The sequence below is a fragment of the Lentibacillus daqui genome, from assembly GCF_027186265.1.
GTDB lineage: Bacteria > Bacillota > Bacilli > Bacillales > Amphibacillaceae > Lentibacillus_C > Lentibacillus_C daqui.
Genome location: NZ_CP114176.1, coordinates 237413 through 253653, shown reverse-complemented (window position 1 = coordinate 253653; position 16241 = coordinate 237413). Strand labels below are relative to the sequence as shown.

The 16241-nt window shown below is 39.8% G+C and carries 15 protein-coding genes; 3 read left to right on the top strand and 12 right to left on the bottom strand.

Translation table 11 applies throughout. The features are described from left to right. The first annotated feature begins 203 nt into the window (after window positions 1-203). A complete protein-coding gene (locus tag O2S85_RS01395) occupies window positions 204-1022 on the top strand; it encodes a purine-nucleoside phosphorylase (protein WP_269410999.1) in 819 nt (272 codons plus the stop codon). A gap of 295 nt (window positions 1023-1317) precedes the next feature. Here the strand turns inward: O2S85_RS01395 and O2S85_RS01390 are convergent, their stop codons facing one another. The 5 genes from O2S85_RS01390 to O2S85_RS01370 all read right to left on the bottom strand — a co-directional run bounded on the left by O2S85_RS01390 (window position 1318) and on the right by O2S85_RS01370 (window position 7032). After that, window positions 1318-2193 (bottom strand): YitT family protein, encoded by an 876-nt coding sequence (locus O2S85_RS01390; protein ID WP_269410998.1) that lies wholly within the window; start codon window positions 2191-2193, stop codon window positions 1318-1320. A 282-nt stretch (window positions 2194-2475) separates the two neighbouring features. Further along, window positions 2476-3390: a class I SAM-dependent methyltransferase gene (locus tag O2S85_RS01385; RefSeq protein ID WP_269410997.1), complete on the bottom strand. Its 915-nt coding sequence runs from the start codon at window positions 3388-3390 to the stop codon at window positions 2476-2478. A 240-nt stretch (window positions 3391-3630) separates the two neighbouring features. Then, a complete protein-coding gene (def, locus tag O2S85_RS01380) occupies window positions 3631-4206 on the bottom strand; it encodes a peptide deformylase (RefSeq protein WP_269410996.1) in 576 nt (191 codons plus the stop codon). 253 nt (window positions 4207-4459) lie between these two features. After that, entirely contained in the window at window positions 4460-4837 is a 378-nt protein-coding gene (locus O2S85_RS01375) for a hotdog domain-containing protein (protein WP_269410995.1), read from the bottom strand. 215 nt (window positions 4838-5052) lie between these two features. Continuing rightward, window positions 5053-7032 carry an acetate--CoA ligase gene (locus O2S85_RS01370; RefSeq protein WP_269410994.1) on the bottom strand — a complete coding sequence of 660 codons (1980 nt, stop codon included), beginning with the start codon at window positions 7030-7032 and terminating at the stop codon, window positions 5053-5055. 119 nt (window positions 7033-7151) lie between these two features. On the opposite strand from O2S85_RS01370, the gene O2S85_RS01365 reads away from it, so the two are divergent. Continuing rightward, on the top strand, window positions 7152-8381 hold the full coding sequence (locus O2S85_RS01365; protein ID WP_269410712.1) for an IS4 family transposase: 1230 nt from the start codon (window positions 7152-7154) through the stop codon (window positions 8379-8381). 448 nt (window positions 8382-8829) lie between these two features. Here the strand turns inward: O2S85_RS01365 and O2S85_RS01360 are convergent, their stop codons facing one another. Further along, the gene (locus O2S85_RS01360; protein WP_269412422.1) at window positions 8830-9411 is read right to left on the bottom strand and encodes a GrpB family protein; all 582 of its coding nucleotides are present in this window, start codon (window positions 9409-9411) and stop codon (window positions 8830-8832) included. A gap of 249 nt (window positions 9412-9660) precedes the next feature. Between O2S85_RS01360 and O2S85_RS01355 the strand changes: the two genes are divergently transcribed. Next, entirely contained in the window at window positions 9661-10380 is a 720-nt protein-coding gene (locus O2S85_RS01355) for a type II toxin-antitoxin system prevent-host-death family antitoxin (protein ID WP_269410993.1), read from the top strand. 151 nt (window positions 10381-10531) lie between these two features. Here the strand turns inward: O2S85_RS01355 and O2S85_RS01350 are convergent, their stop codons facing one another. The 6 genes from O2S85_RS01350 to O2S85_RS01325 form a co-directional block, all read right to left on the bottom strand. Beyond that, entirely contained in the window at window positions 10532-12409 is a 1878-nt protein-coding gene (locus O2S85_RS01350; RefSeq protein WP_269410992.1) for a PTS fructose transporter subunit IIABC, read from the bottom strand. A 25-nt stretch (window positions 12410-12434) separates the two neighbouring features. Beyond that, on the bottom strand, window positions 12435-13349 hold the full coding sequence (gene pfkB, locus O2S85_RS01345) for a 1-phosphofructokinase (RefSeq protein ID WP_269410991.1): 915 nt from the start codon (window positions 13347-13349) through the stop codon (window positions 12435-12437). Next, on the bottom strand, window positions 13346-14098 hold the full coding sequence (locus O2S85_RS01340) for a DeoR/GlpR family DNA-binding transcription regulator (RefSeq protein ID WP_269410990.1): 753 nt from the start codon (window positions 14096-14098) through the stop codon (window positions 13346-13348). Before O2S85_RS01340 ends, pfkB begins: the two co-directional genes overlap by 4 nt. A 316-nt stretch (window positions 14099-14414) precedes the next feature. After that, window positions 14415-14990 carry a DUF4256 domain-containing protein gene (locus O2S85_RS01335; RefSeq protein WP_269410989.1) on the bottom strand — a complete coding sequence of 192 codons (576 nt, stop codon included), beginning with the start codon at window positions 14988-14990 and terminating at the stop codon, window positions 14415-14417. A 360-nt stretch (window positions 14991-15350) separates the two neighbouring features. After that, on the bottom strand, window positions 15351-15737 hold the full coding sequence (locus tag O2S85_RS01330) for a DoxX family protein (RefSeq protein WP_269412421.1): 387 nt from the start codon (window positions 15735-15737) through the stop codon (window positions 15351-15353). Between the two features lie 28 nt (window positions 15738-15765). Further along, window positions 15766-16191 carry a MarR family winged helix-turn-helix transcriptional regulator gene (locus O2S85_RS01325; RefSeq protein ID WP_269410988.1) on the bottom strand — a complete coding sequence of 142 codons (426 nt, stop codon included), beginning with the start codon at window positions 16189-16191 and terminating at the stop codon, window positions 15766-15768. Window positions 16192-16241 lie beyond the last annotated feature (50 nt).

The window sequence follows — 16241 nt, the reverse complement described above, 5'->3', positions numbered from 1 at the left end:
TGAAAACGCATCAGGAGGAGCGTAGTGTAATAAGCCTGCACTCCCCTGCTGAATTTTTCGGAAAGGATTATCCTTACTATATTGATGCAGTTATCCTGCTGTATTAACGCAACGCGTGGTAAAAATATTATATTTACAAAATCAGTCACATCAGTCATACTTATCGTATAATTAGAAGTGTATGTAGAGTCAGGAGGATACAAATGCATAATATAAAGCATATTTTAGAAGCAAAGGACTATGTAACAAGTAAGACAGAAATCGTACCTACAATTGGAATTATCCTAGGTTCCGGTTTAGGCGCGCTAGCCGATGAAATAACAGATGCAGTCAGAATCCCTTATAACGAGATACCTCATTTTGCTCAATCCAATGCGATCGGCCATGCAAATGAATTAGTTATTGGGAACTTGAACGGAAAGAATATTGTAGCCATGAAAGGCAGATTCCATTATTACGAAGGCGTGTCATTGGACCAGGTTACATTCCCGGTTAGATTAATGAAAGCACTCGGTGTCGAAAAATTAATGATCACCAATGCATGTGGTGCCGTAAACACCTCATTTGAACCTGGGGATTTAATGGTAATTACTGATCACTTAAATCTTGTTGCAAACAATCCGTTAATTGGACCAAATAACGATGAACTGGGTCCACGTTTCCCCGATCTTTCCGAGGTTTACAACAAGGAATTGCGTAATATTGTATTAGAAGTAGCGGAAGAACAAGGAACAAAAATGCAGCAAGGTGTATACGCATGGTGGACTGGCCCCGCCTATGAAACCCCAGCAGAGGTCCGTATGATTCGTACTTTAGGCGCAGATGCCGTTGGGATGTCAACTGTACCAGAGGCACTTGTAGCTGCACATGGAAACATGAAAGTAGTTGGTATTTCCTGTCTAACCAATATGGCATGCGGGATTTTGGATCAACCGCTTAGCCATGATGAAGTAATAGAAGTAGCAGCTTTAGTCAGAGAAAAGTTTTTGAATTTGGTAAAAGCATCCATTGCAAGAATGTAAGGATAAAATTGTTCAAAGCTAGACACTGATGCGCAACGGACAAGTACCCGTTGCGCAAATAAACCATTATTCAACACCATCATTGTACAGTTCAAAAACACCTTTTTTCATCCATAGATTGTTTTTAAATTCTTTCAACAACTACTCCACACAGTATCAGCGGTTTTGTACTTTTTTACGGCGATTTTTGAACATTATACGGCGTTTTTGAGTTATCATTCGGCGATTTCATCCTATTTTACGGCGATTTTCACACTTTTATCGGCGATTCCCAAATTGGCGGGTTAGGAAAATACTAATGAATATCTTGCTTCTTGAAGTTGCCGCCCTTCACTTCAGCCACATCATATACAGTAACAAAGGCGTATCTGTCAATTTTATAAATAATTTCCTTCATTTTACTGTCTTCTAAACGGTTAATGACACAAGTAATTTCTTTGAATCGTTCATTTGAATAACCGCCTTTAACCAAATTATATGTTGCACTACGGCCCAAGCGATCACGTATAGTTTCTACCATTGCTTCGGGTTTAGTTGTAATTATTTTATAGGTTTTGGAACCACTTAAACCTTCTTCAACGGTATGAATCACCTTAGATGCAATAAAATAAGCAATTCCTGATAAGAAAGCTCCGCGAAGACCGAAGACTGTGGAAACAATAATAAAAACAAACAAATTTAAGAATAAAATGAGATCACTGGTTCCAAAAGGCAATTTGCGGGAAAGTAATACCGCCAACATATCAATTCCATCCAAAGCACCGCCATTTCGTAATGCCAATCCCATACCAAAACCAATGACAATACCACCAATAACGGTTACCAACAATGTATCTCCTTGAATAATGGTTGGTATATGATGCATAATGCTCGTCCCAAATCCGAGCGATGCAATACCGATAACAGAATAGATAGCAAAACTTCTCCCGATTTGTTTATATCCCAAAAATATAAAGGGGATATTTAATACTGCAATTAGTATTCCAAGCGGTATTCCCGTTAATTGTGACCCAACGATACTCAGGCCTGTCACACCACCGTCTGATACACTGTTTGGAATTAATATCGACTCTAATCCATATGCTGCTATGAATGCACCAATAATAACTATAATTGCCTGTGATACCTGTTTTACTCTGCTGTTTCCTTTTTGTTCTGTTTCTGTACTCATTTTTTTCCTCTTTCCACACTGTTTTTCTTTTTGCTAACACGTGTTCATTCGCTTATGTAGTTCATATTATTAACATCCCCAATTTACTTCATTTTAATTTTTTGATCCCCTCTCTATATATATGTACAGTTTGCTATATTTAAAAAACGCCGCTAACATTATACACCTATCATTCCGCAAAAATAAAATAGAAAGGAAATAAGATTAACGAACTAATTCGGGTAATTAGAAACCGCCCAATGACCTGGAGCATTGAGCGGCAAATGTGTAATTTATTATTCTTTATTCTTTTACAGCATGGATATAATGAACCGTTTCATATGCGGATAAGTAATCTTTCCGGTTACGAAAGAATTGTTCATTTATCTTAGCCGGCGATAAATGCTCATAAATTAGCAAACCCGCATTTTCCAACATTGCTTCGATTTCATTGTAAGTGAAACACGACTTCATTGGTTCGCCACTTGCTGCAGCCATTTTGACCATGTTTTCAACTCGATTGGATAATCCCTTTTTTTTAAAGAGTTCTTCATCCGCATAATCAAAAACGATCGAACTTCCTGCTGGTATTTGGTTAAACAAACGATTGATCAAAATTGAATTTTCCTCTTTCGTTAAATAATACGAAACACCCAATAAACTAAAGAAGGATTTTTTGTTTTTAAAGCCTTGATCCGTTAGACTTTGATAAGAAAACGCCTGGGTGAAGTCCATGGGAATAAAATGGAGGTTACTTGGTATTTCAAAACCCACATTATCAAGTCTTTTCTTTTTAAATTCTTGTGTAGCTGCATAATCAATTTCAAATATTTCTATGCTGCTTTCCAATTCCGGGTGACGGAAACAAAACGTATCTAACCCGGCTCCAAGTATGACATACTGTTTTACCCCTAAGCTAATTTCATGAAGTAATACTTTTTCGCAATATGCAGCACGTGCCAAGGCTATTGGAGAAAGCTGGACTTGCGTAATCCATTTTAAAATTTCTTCCGGGTTATTTTTAAACCTTTCCGCTATATCTTTGTTGAAAAACTGTATGCCTTGCATCATGTTCTCGCTGATATCATGAAACTCTTGTTCAGAAATTAAATCTTTTGCAATAAAATCATCGAAAATTTTTGGTGTGTCATACTTACTGTGATATGCTCGGCCAAAAGCCGATATTAAGGAAGTTAAACTTGACTCATTCTGCTTCATACAATTACCCTCCGCATAATCAAAAATAAGATTCCCCTGGCCAGGAGAATCTTATTATACACAAGAGTGTTTAAATTGTAAATTATAGCACAATTAAATTATTTTGTCAACCAATAAGGTCTTGAAATCTCAGCATTCTCGGTTATCTTACACATGCATGAAAGTTAATTATACTCCGTTATAACTTGTATTAGGGCTTTCAACATCTTTTCCTATCTTTATAATCAGTGAGTTTAAATTTCAGTACAAACTCTTGCTGCCCTCAGGTACTTTGAACGGATTTTCTTTATTTATCCGGTCGTAAAACATAATTCCATTTAGATGGTCTATTTCATGTTGAATCACAATGGAAGGGTATCCGCTAAGTTTCAATACTATTTCTTCCCCTGATAGGTTAAACCCTTTTACTTTAACCCGTTCATATCTTGGAACAAACCCTTGTATATTCCGGTCAACAGAAAGACATCCTTCGCTTTGCGGCAAATAAATCATGGATACAGAATGACTGATTATTTTCGGATTGATAAGGGTATATTCGTGTTCTCTACCTTTTTCGTCTGTTAAATATGCTGCAAACATACGCTTGTTCAAACCAATCTGATTTGCTGATAAACCTACACCTGCACGTAATTTATATTTTTTGGCAAGATTCGGGTCCTGGCTACTTTTCAAGAAGTTCATCATGCAAATTAGTGTTTCCCGATCTTCTTTGGAGGGTGGCACTTTTACTTCTTGTGTGGCTTGATGCAGAATAAGGTTTCCTTCTCTAACAATATCCTTCATCTTAATTAAATAATCCGTATTAAATTTATCCATAATGAAACAACTCATCCACCTTTACTTTTAATACTTGTGATAATTTAAAGGAAAAACCAAGGTCGGCTAGCATCCCAGGCATCCCGCGCATTGAAGTTCGTGGCGGAATAGCTTTAAACACAAGGCTTGTACAGGAGGCACTAACTTTTGCGTTGGTCAAGGACGTGAGCGGGTGGCGGGAGATACTTATCCTGGATACATGAGGGGCGGAAAAGCAAGCCAACAAAAAATTCAACAGTTATCCTTTATAAGCCTATAATATTACGCCAGCGAAGTTTCCCTGCAACACTTGTTTCTCCTTCTGATTTGTGCACAAGAAAGATGCCACAATCGATGTCCGATTATTATCTTGCTTTTCCAGCTCCTCGATCGTTACTTCACATGTTATTGTGTCCCCTGTGAAAACTGGTCTCAAAAACTCAAAATTCATTGTACGAGCCAGTACATTGTTATCTCCGCCAATTTTTGTTGGTAATGTGGCGGTCAACAACCCTTGAATAACAAATCTTCCCTGTTCATCAGGGTTGGTATGGTGATTACCCTCATCCCGGGATACTTTTGTAAACAATTCAACATCATCTTTTGTGAATGTCCGTTCAAACCTGATGTTATCTCCAACTTTTAAATTCAACCTGCACTCCTCCTCGGAATGAAAAAACATATTAGCGTTGTCAAATTTGAAATCTAAACTATTGAACTACTTTCTATACGTGAAAATCTTCAGGTTCATAGCCTATTTCTCCTTTAAAAAACGAGTAACCGTAAATAACAATGTGGCCACTGATTCATATATCCTCAGCAGCCTGTTTTCTTGTTAAATTGATATTTCCTGGCTGCATACTATTATTATATTTTCGAACCCATTTGTGCTGAAACCACTTCTCCAATATGGTTGATAACTGTAGGGTCCTCCAGTCCTGTCACATCACTGGTGACATTCCCGCTTGTCAGAACTTCTTTTAGGAGTCGCCGCATAATCTTTCCGCTGACTGTTTTGGGCATAGCCTTAACAAAGAAGATCTGTTGAGGGCGGGCGAACTGACCAATTCCACCTACGATACTTTCTTCAATTTGTTTTTTCAAATCATTATTGGCCGTGAATCCATTTGCCAGGGTTGCAAAAACGACAGGAACTTCACCCTTGATTTCATCCGGGGCGCCGATAACCGCTACTTCAGAAATGGCGGCACATTCCAGTACGGCATTCTCCAATTCCATGGTGCTTAAACGATGACCCGAGACATTGAATGCATCATCAGAACGTCCCACTACCCAAAAATACCCATCTTCATCCTCTAAAGCATGATCACTAGCATAATAGCTTCCTTCCACCTGGCTGTAATATTTTTGATAATATCTCTCAGGTTCTTTCCATAGTGTTCGGCACAGCATCGGGAATGGTTTTCGGATAACCAGGTTCCCTAACGTACCCTTGGGAACGGGGTTTCCATCATCATCAACAATGCCCACATCCGCACCCAAAAATTGAACACCTGCTGAGCCTGGCTTCATAGGTGTGAGCCAAGCAGCACCAGCCAAAGGACATCCTGCCGTCTCCGTTTGTCCCCATGTATTATTGACACAAATATTACCTCCACCCAATACATCTTTCGTCCAAAGCCATGTTTCCGGATCAAACGGTTCTCCAACCAACGAAACAACATCAAGACAAGAAAGATCATACCGCTGAAGCGACTTTTCTCCGAGACTTCGAAGCATACGTAATGCAGTTGGAGCGGTAAATAACTTGTTCACCCGATATTTTTCGATGATTTGATAAAAGCGATCCTGCTCTGGATAATTGAGGGCGCCTTCATAAACAACCGTCGTAACTCCGTTTGCCAAGGAGCCAACAACTCCCCAGATGTGCATCGTAAGCCAACCTACATCAGCTGTACACCAAAAAACGTCATCCGGATGATGATCCATATGATATTTGGCATATACATAATTTTGAACGACAAAAGCCATACCAGCATGGACAACCCCTTTAGGTTTACCTGTTGTCCCACTTGTATAGAAAACAATACCTGGCTCATTTGCCTCAATGGGAACAGGCTCAAAATGAATAGCTGCCTTTTGCCGTTCCTCATGCCACCAAACATCTCTTCCTTTTTCCATAGACGGTTTCGTGCCTAGACGATCTACAACAATAACCGCTTCTACACTGGAAATATCATCAATGACATGATCAACCTTTTCCTTAAGTGGAATTACTTTACCACGCCGTAAACTTGCATCAGCGGTAACAACCACTTTCGGCTCATAACTGGACAGTCGATCCTTTAAGGATTGTTCGGAAAAACCGGAGAAGATTGTACTATAAACGGCCCCTAATCGAAAACAAGCAAGAATAGCAATAAACGATTCCGCAAGATTTGGGAGATAAATAGCAACAGGATCGCCCTTCTTCACTCCCAAAGACTGAAGAATGTTGGAAAAACGATTTACTTCCATAAGTAGCATTTGATAAGTGTAAAAACTTGTTTCTCCATCTTCTCCTTCCCAAATTAACGCGGTTCTATTACCCGCCCCGTTTGCGATATGCCGATCTAATAAGTTGTAGCAAGGATTACTGATGCCCCCTTGAAAAAACTCAAAGTCTGGCAAACTCCCACTAATCGTTTTTTTCCATGGTTTTAACCAGTGTAGTTCTTGGGCAACGTTATTCCAAAATGCCTCAGGATCTTCCTGCGATCTTTTTAGTAATGCTTGGAACGCTTCACTGCTACCAATTTCAGTTAACTCCTGCCTCGCCTTATCTGGATAGACAATCTCACTACCATTGATCACTAGCGTTGCATAAAGTTTTTCTACAAATATCAAGAAAAATATTTAGTTGGAACATTAGGAATAATGGGAGTTTTCACTACAAAAGTCTATAAAAAAACCTTATAATAAGGGAATGGTAGTCCTGTCCAAATCCCAAATTATAAGGAGAACTCATGGACAATCATACCATAAAAACTGTATTCAAGGAATACATTCATCCATTAGATTCAAAAGTAACCCAAAAAATGGTCGATCACGCAGAACTTGATAAGTATGTTAAAAAGCTTGATCTACTAACGTTTACCAATGCTTTTATCTATGCACAACTGAAAAACTTAGATAGTTTAAAACGAATAAGCAATACGATTAAACGCAAGAAAACAGTTCAAAGGCTAGTAGGTATTGAAAATATTAGTAAGTCACAGCTTTCTCGAAAAAACAGAAGTATCCCACATGAAATTTTTGAAGTGATTCTACATCATTTAATTCAGAAGTTGCACCATATACTTGGACCAAGAATGGTAAGTAAAGAACTTGGTAAGCTTCATTTGATTGATTCATCAACCATATCCATGTGCCTCAGTCAATATGAATGGGCAGATTTTCGAGAAACAAAATCTGGAGTGAAGATGCATACTTCCATTTCCTTTTGCGATGGCATTTCTTACCCAAATAAAGTAAATCTTACTCCGGCAAGACCTGCGGATGAAACACAGCTGGACGCATTGATTGTAGCGGATAAAAATGTGCTGCATGTGTTCGACCGTGGCTATTTCAACTTTGAAAAGTTTGAAGCCTACTCGAAAGCTGGTATTCGTTTTGTGACACGAATTAAATCAAATACTGTTGTGCATGTCATCGAGGAAATGCCGGTTGACGATACTTCTCCAATCACTCGACATGCGATTATAAAGATTGGAAACATGAAGCATGAACTGCAATTAGTAGAGACCCGAGATAGTGAAGGGAATCAAATTAGAATCGTGTGTAATGATGCAAAGGTGAGTGCACAGGAAATAAGCGACCTTTACCGAAATCGTTGGCAAATTGAATTATTTTTCAAATGGGTAAAGCAACACCTTGTAATCAAAAAGTTGTATGGAAAAAGTGAAAATGCCGTATACAATCAGCTCTATCTAGCGATGATCACGTACTGTTTAACACTGCTTATGAAGAACAGAATAAGCTATAAAGGCACACTACTAGAGATGCTTCACTGGATTCGTGATTGCTGGGATAAATCAATGACGAATTTTATTTCCGAAGTGTTTAAACCACCTGAAGGCACATCTAGAGGACGACGGCGGCAAGAACACGAACGAATCTTTGAAGAAACCCTAGCACAATATGAATTAGGAGAGATTTTTCATTTAGATAACTTGGTTTATGATCCACTCATTTAAATAGTATATAAAATTCAAAAAATGGATGAAGGGCTACCTTTAAACCCTCGTTGTTCTTTTTTAATTTTATAGAAGGAATATATGACAGAATATTCACCCGATTAAGTCGGGTAGCTAATCAAGATGATTGACTTTCAGAAATGGTTTTAATGCAACGCTAGTGACCATTGATAATGTCATGAATCCCTCCAACATCTGTACGCAAATGCATCTCCTCCTTAATGAAATGTTTTTCCCTGTTTACAATCCATTTTGAAACCGTTAACACTTTAACTGTGCCCAAATCGCCTGAATAATGGATTTATTTAAATCATATATATTTCTGAATAGCTTGTCAATACAGGCATTTGGTGACAATGTATATATACTATTAAATTATGCTTCAGGCATTTTAAACATTGGTAATCTGCTGTTTTCCATAACCACGTTTTCGTACTTATTATTCGTTCTATTCGGCTGCGTTTGCTCGCTCCATAATTTCCTGGACTATCGCGTTTTTGGCATCTGCATAGTGTTGCACATGTCGCCACTCGTGCTGAGCCAGAGTGCACTTAACACGCGCGTATTTGCTCCGATCAGCATCGTTGGTACGTAGCCAATCACGAAAGCGTAACATTCGGCCGGCTTCGGATGCCCCTTTGCTGAACACGTGTAGATTGATGTCTGTATCAGGCCCCTTGAACATACGGTGCTCAAACCATTCGGGTTCCCTAATACGTAGTGTGTAGCCAGCCCTTTCAAAGTCCGGGACATAGGCCATCTCATCGGCAGCATCCGCTACAATCAGTAGAATATCAATGATTGGCTTGGCACATAATCCCGGCACTGAAGTTGACCCAACATGCTCTACTTGCAGTGCCTTGTCACCAAGTACGGAGTGAATCCGAGTTGCCTCCCGATCAAATAGCCCTGGCCAGCGCGGATCATACTTTATTAGAGTGATAGGTGCATTGTGAGGTTTACGCTCTCCAACCGTGACCTTCTGAAGATCTTCATCACTTTTAGGTATTGGATTTGAACCATTTTGCATCGGCAATTATCCTACCTCCATCAATTTTTAATTAAAAAGATGTTTAATAAACCAATTGTATATCAGCATTGGAATAGGATTCAACAGGCGAATATAACTTAACTTTTTGCTTTTTTTAATATTGATATAGTCAAACATTGATGTCATCTCAAAAAAGGCAAATTAGCTATTTTTATAAATTTCATTTGAACTATTAGCTAATACCATGTATAGTATAAGTTAATTAGCTAATAAAAGGATGTGTCGAAAATGAGAGTGCCTTCAACTAAAATCCAAAATAACTTCGGAAAATACTTGAAGTACGTGGAAGCTAACGAAGAAATCATTGTAACGAAAAGCGGAAAAGATGCTGCAACAATTGTGCCTTGTCATGACACAGATTCGATCAGGGAAGAACAACCAGAATATCAATCTTCAAGCGGTTGGATGACTTATGAAGAATTTCTGGAATTAACGGAGAAATCGGAACAACGGTTTGAATTAATTGATGGTGTTATCTACAACCTTACCTCTCCTACTTACAAGCATCAACATGTAGTTAGCGAACTTCATGGTACATTTTATAATTGGTTTAAAGGGAAAACGTGTGTACCGCTTACATCCCCGTTTGATGTGACTTTCTTTAAGGAGGAAAACAACATCTGTGTGGTCCAACCGGATATTGTGGTCATTTGCGACAAGGATAATTTGAATGAGAAAGACAAATATAAAGGGACGCCAACCCTGGTGGTCGAAGTATTATCGCCTTCCACGAGAAGTAAAGATATGCTGAAGAAGCTTGAGTTATATAAACAATGTAATGTCAAAGAATACTGGATTGTTGACCCTATTAATGAACATATTTTGATTTACGCTCTGGAGAATAATGAAATTGTAAATAACAAAACGTACTCAAAAATTGCCCACCAAGCGGTTCATTCCGATTTATTTGAAGGATTGGAAGCAGACTTGCAGGATGTATTCGCTTGATCAATTGCTCTTTTTCCCTGGAAATTAAAAACCCTCCTCGGATAACCATATCCAAAGAGGGTAAAACGGCGTAATTTTTATAAATTAACGATTCATCTTTTTCAAAACGGTCCTAATAGAATGAAGTGTTTTTAAAGTATCATTTATCCCATCAAACTTTGGGTTTCTTCCATAGTCCAAGTACGAGACCGGATATGACGGATCCGATGAGAAGCGCCAGCAGGAAGTACAGGGCAGGCATCAAACCGGTTAGTCCAATAACGAAAACACCACCATGGGGAGCTGGTACCGAAATCGCCCAAAGTTGTGTCAAACCACCTGCAATCGCCGCACCAATTACCGATGAACCAATCACGCGAACCGGGTCGGCTGCTGCAAATGGAATCGCACCTTCCGTAATGAAGGTCAATCCCATGATATAGTTGGTCAGACCTGATTGCCGCTCTTCTTCCGTAAATTTATTTTTAAAGAAGGTACTTGCTAAAGCAATCGCAATCGGAGGAACCATCCCGCCGATCATCACTGCGGCCATCAAACTGCCGTCTCCGGTATCGGAAAACAAGCCAATCGAAAAAGTATAAGCTGCCTTGTTGAACGGTCCCCCCATATCAATCGCCATCATACCGCCAAGCAGCGCACCTACCAGCACTGCATTTCCAGTACCAAGATTCTCAAGGAAGGTCATCATTGCCGTGTTAATCATCGAAAATACCGAGCCAATAACAAAATACATGGATAATCCAATTAAAAGTAGTCCCGCTATAGGATAGAGCAAAATGGATTTCAAACCATTTAGTGACTTTGGTATGTTACGGAACAACCATTTTACAAAAACAACAAGATAACCAGCTAGAAAACCACCAACCAGTCCGCCCAGAAAACCGGCATCACTATTAACTGCCATCAAGCCGGCAACCAGACCAGGCATCAAACCGGGTCTATCCGCAATACTCATGGCAATGAAACCAGCGAGAATCGGGATCAGGAAATTGAACGCATTTTCACCGACCGTATTGAAGAACACAAAAAGCTCGGAATCTTCCCCCAGAAAACCTTCAAACAAGAAGGAAATGGCCATCAGAATACCGCCGCCTACAACAAAGGGGAGCATGAAGGAAACACCGTTCATTAAATCTTTATAAATTTTTCTCCAGACAGATTTGGATTGTTTTGCTCCGTTGTCCTCATCACCCGTTGCCTCTTCTGCATGAAAAATGGGTGCATCCTGATTGACTGCTTTGGTAATTAATTCCTCGGCTTTATTAATCCCATCACTGACCGGCCTCTCCAGTACAGGTTTTCGATCAAACCGAGCCATTTCCACATTCTTGTCAGCGGCAATGATGACTCCAACCGCTTTCTTAATTTCTTCACTTGTCAGGGCGTTTTTAGTACCATCCGATCCATTCGTCTCAACACGAATAGCAACATCCATTTTATCGGCTTGTTTCTTTAGTGAGTCTTCCGCCATATAAGTATGGGCAATTCCTGTTGGACATGCAGTGACGGCCACAACAAATGGCTTTTCGGTTTCCTCTTTTCCATTTTCCTCCTGGTTTTCCTCGGATTCACGTTCTGATTCTTCCCGTTGAAATAGAGCATGCACCTCATCCGGTGTAGCTGCCTGCTTTAATTGTTCCACAAAATCTTTATCAATCAGCATTCTGGAAAGTGCAGCCAACGTTTGTAAATGCGTATCATTCGCGCCATCCGGTACCGCTATCATAAAAAATAAATAGGATGGCTGTCCGTCAAGTGCTTCATAATCAACTCCACTCGTGCTTTTCGCAAATAGCACAGTTGGTTCGGTGACCGCATCTGTCTTTGCATGCGGCATGGCGATCCCATCACCCAAACCGGTGGATGTTTGTGCCTCACGTTTTAAAATTTCTTCCTTGAATGTCCCGGCATCATTTACGACTTGTTTCGCCTCAAGACGGGACACCATTTCATCGATTGCAGATGACTTGTCCTGAGCCTTCAAATCCATGATCATGATATCTTTTCTCAGTAAATCAATGATTCTCATGGTTTTCATCCTTTCTTTTTTCAACCTATGGAATTCGGGTGATGGTTATTTCTTTTCGTAATGCTTGAATATCCTCACCTGTTGCCAAATCAGCAGAAAAAGCTGTGGCACTACCTGCTGCCAGGCCCATACGGAATGCCTCCAGCGCATGTTGCGTTTCGTTATACTTCCCGGTAAATCCAGCAATCATGGAGTCTCCCGCGCCCACTGAATTTTTGACCTCACCTTTGGGACTATAACCTTGAAAGATACCCTCTTTTGTAAACAACAACGCTCCATCGCCAGCCATGGACACAATTACATGTTTAGCTCCCAGATCCAGTAACTTTTTTCCATAGTGCATGACCTCATCCCGGCTACGAAGTGTTACATCAAATAACTCGCCTAGTTCCTCCAGATTTGGTTTTACCAAAAGTGGTTCATAAGCCAATACAGATTTCAAGGAATCCCCTGTTGTATCAATAACAAATGCCCCTCCTGAATGGTCAATTTGTTTCACCATTTTTTCATAAAAATCCCCTGGCAAAGATGGCGGAGCACTACCGGATAAAATAACCGTATCTTTTTCTGTTACCTTTTTAAGCTGTTGGAGTAATTTTTCTCTTTCTTGCGGTAGTATATCCGGGCCAAGACTGTTGATTTCCGTTTCTTTATCCGATTTAAGCTTAATGTTGATCCTCGTTTCACCTTTAATAGGAATGAAATCTGTGCTGATTGCCTGTTGCTGTAGTTGTTCCGCTATAAATTCCCCGGTAAATCCACCGAGAAATCCTAATGCTGTATTTTTATATTGAAGTCTATCAAGCACCCGGGAAACATTGATCCCTTTTCCACCAGGGAACTTTGCCTCATCATCCATTTTATTCAAATCGCCAAGCTTCAGCTGATCAACTTGAATCACATAATCAATGGAAGGGTTCAGCGTTATGGTATAAATCATTTTCCTTCTGCCTCCAAAATCGTTGCTTTTTCTTTATAGTATTGCAGATTGTCAGGTATTTTATCTGTTACAATGGACACTTCCTCCATTTCACATACTTTTGCAAAACTGACTTTATTCCATTTGGATTGATCCGCCAGAAGATACGTGACAGCAGCTTGTTTATGCGCCCGTTGCTTTAACGCTGCTTCCTCAGGGTCAGGAGTGGTGCAGCCGAATTCCGGGTCAATTCCATTCATACCCAAAAACACTTGATTAAAGCGATAGTTTTTTAATTCATTCAAGCTAACTGAACCAATAATAGCCTTTGTTGAATGCTTGATCTTTCCCCCAATTAGAAAAGTCTCTATTTGTTGATCTGCAAGGAGGGAAGCATGCTGAATACCATTTGTCACAACTGTAATAGACTTCCCTTTTAAATGGGGAATCATGGCAAGTGTTGTGGTACCGGCATCAATAAAGATGACATCGTTACCTTGAATAAGCGATGCAGCTTTTTTTCCAATCGCACTTTTCCCCTGAATGTTTTTGAATGATTTTTCAGAAGTAGATAATTCCTCATCTAACTGATAAATTCGTTTGGCTCCTCCATGGATGCGTTTCAGCTCCCCGGCATCTTCCAACTGTCCAAGATCCCTTCTGATTGTTGACTCGGAACATTCAAGTTGGTTCATTAAATCCTGTGATTTCACGATCCCGTCCCGCTTTAACACTTGTAAAATAAATGCATGCCGTTCTTCTGTTAACATCGCATCAACCCTCCAATAACATTATAATAACATCAAAAACAGTCATAATCAATCAAAAAGGCAACCGCTTTCTTGAAAATGTAGTAATCGTTCTCTTAATCACCGTTTCTCCAATCCGTAATAATGTGAAGCCTAATTCCATTGGTGCTCCCACGTCTGCCTTGTAAGGTTTAGAAAAATACGCCATAATCCCATATTTTGTGATAAATGAAAGGAATCCATTTTGAAAATAACATTGATCAAAATGGATTCCTTTTCATTAGGTAGATGATTGAACTTAACAATCAGCCAGTTCCCGTCACCATATAAATATTTTTTAAACCCGCAGTGAGCCACGGAAGCCTCTGGCACTATAGTAAGAGGATGCACCGTTGTGATACACGAAGACATGCCCAAAGCGATAATCACAAAATAGGGCACCACCGAGTTCTCTAATATCAGCTGGTGTTTGCACCCAACTCGATGTTTTCATATCGAAGTTTTCAAGTTTCTGCAACGCTCGATATTGTTCTACGGTTAAAAGTTCGATGCCCATGGCAGTTGCCATATCGATAGCATTATTTTCCGGTTTATGTTTTTTTCTTGACTCTTGTCCTTCACGGTCATAACAAACACTTCTGCGACCTTTAGGGCTTTCGGCTGAACAATCATAAAAAATGTATTCGCTCTTCCCTTTATCATAACCAATAACATCTGGTTCTCCGCCAGTTCTTTCCATTTCGTTGAGTGACCACAGTTTTTCCGTATTCACTTCAAGCTTTTTTTGGATTTTAGCCCATTCAAGACCTTCGTGACGGTGCATATTTTTTTCAAAACGGGCTTTCAACACACTGAGTAAATCTCCACATTGTTCCTGTGACAACTCCCTTTTGTTGCTGATTCCTTTTGTCATTTTGGTTTCTCCTTATCGTTTTTACCCATAGTGGTTTAAATACTTGCTTGAATTCAGTTTACATTAAATGAAGCGATTAATGAAAGGCCCAACATCGAACCACTTGAAAACCAAAACGAAAATTGGTGATCATGAGATGTACTTTCTTGGTAGATAGGAAGCAGGCTGGGCTTTGAATCGTCTGTCAGACGCACTCTCTCGGCAGATAGGAAGCAAAACAAACGTACATTGAATCGACCGTGAGGCACACTCTCTCAGCGGATGGAAAGCAAATCGCACTGTGAATCAACCGTGAGGCGCACTCTCTCAGCATTTTCCTGGCATGAACACATTGAAGCCAGGATTTTTTATACTTATCCATCAAAAAAACAGAACATATTCACCCGGTCCTATACATGCGAGTCCACTTGCAATTGCAATAAGGTGTAGATTATATTCGTAACCACCCTTTTGCAGATATCCATTTTTACCATGCACTTTAATGATGGCAACCAGCATAGTGATCACCACTAATACAGCCCCAAGCCTAATCCATAACCCAGTGGCAATTAAAAGTCCGGACACTATTTCAGCCGAAGCTACAACAAGTGCGTTCAACATGGGGGGTTTCACATTCATGGATGCCAGGGTTTCAGAAAATTTCTTTAGGCCTGTACCCTTAAACCACCCGAACATCTTTTGTGCACCATGAGCGGCGAAGGTTAATCCCATCACCAGACGAATAATCAAGAGTCCAAGGCTCATCATACTGCTCATCATCTATCCCTCCTCCTGTTTAAGCTTCCAAAACATTATCAATAACTTTTGTGATTAGTCTTTGGAGTTCATTCATTTCTTCTTTAGTCATATTGGCAGCAATCGTTTCACGTATTTTCTGTTGAACTGGCAGGACTGAATGAGCAAGCCGTTTGCCTTCATCCGTTAAATGGATCCTAAAGGTACGTTTATCAGAAGGGTGCTCGACCTTTTTGATGTACCCTTTTCCTTCCAGGCTATTGATCATACGTGCGATACTGGCCTTGTCCTTTTTGAGTTCTGATACGAGTTCATGAGATGAAATTCCATCTTTCTTCCAAAGCATCATCATTATAAAATTTTGCTCCGGTGCGAGGTTGAAAGGCTTTAAATGTTTCCTTACATAATTTGCAATCGTTAAATCTGCATGGTGAATTAAAGCACCCATATGATTATTCGCGTTCAAAGGGCATCCATCCTCCCAAAATGTTGTTGACTAGACAACGTTGATGCAAC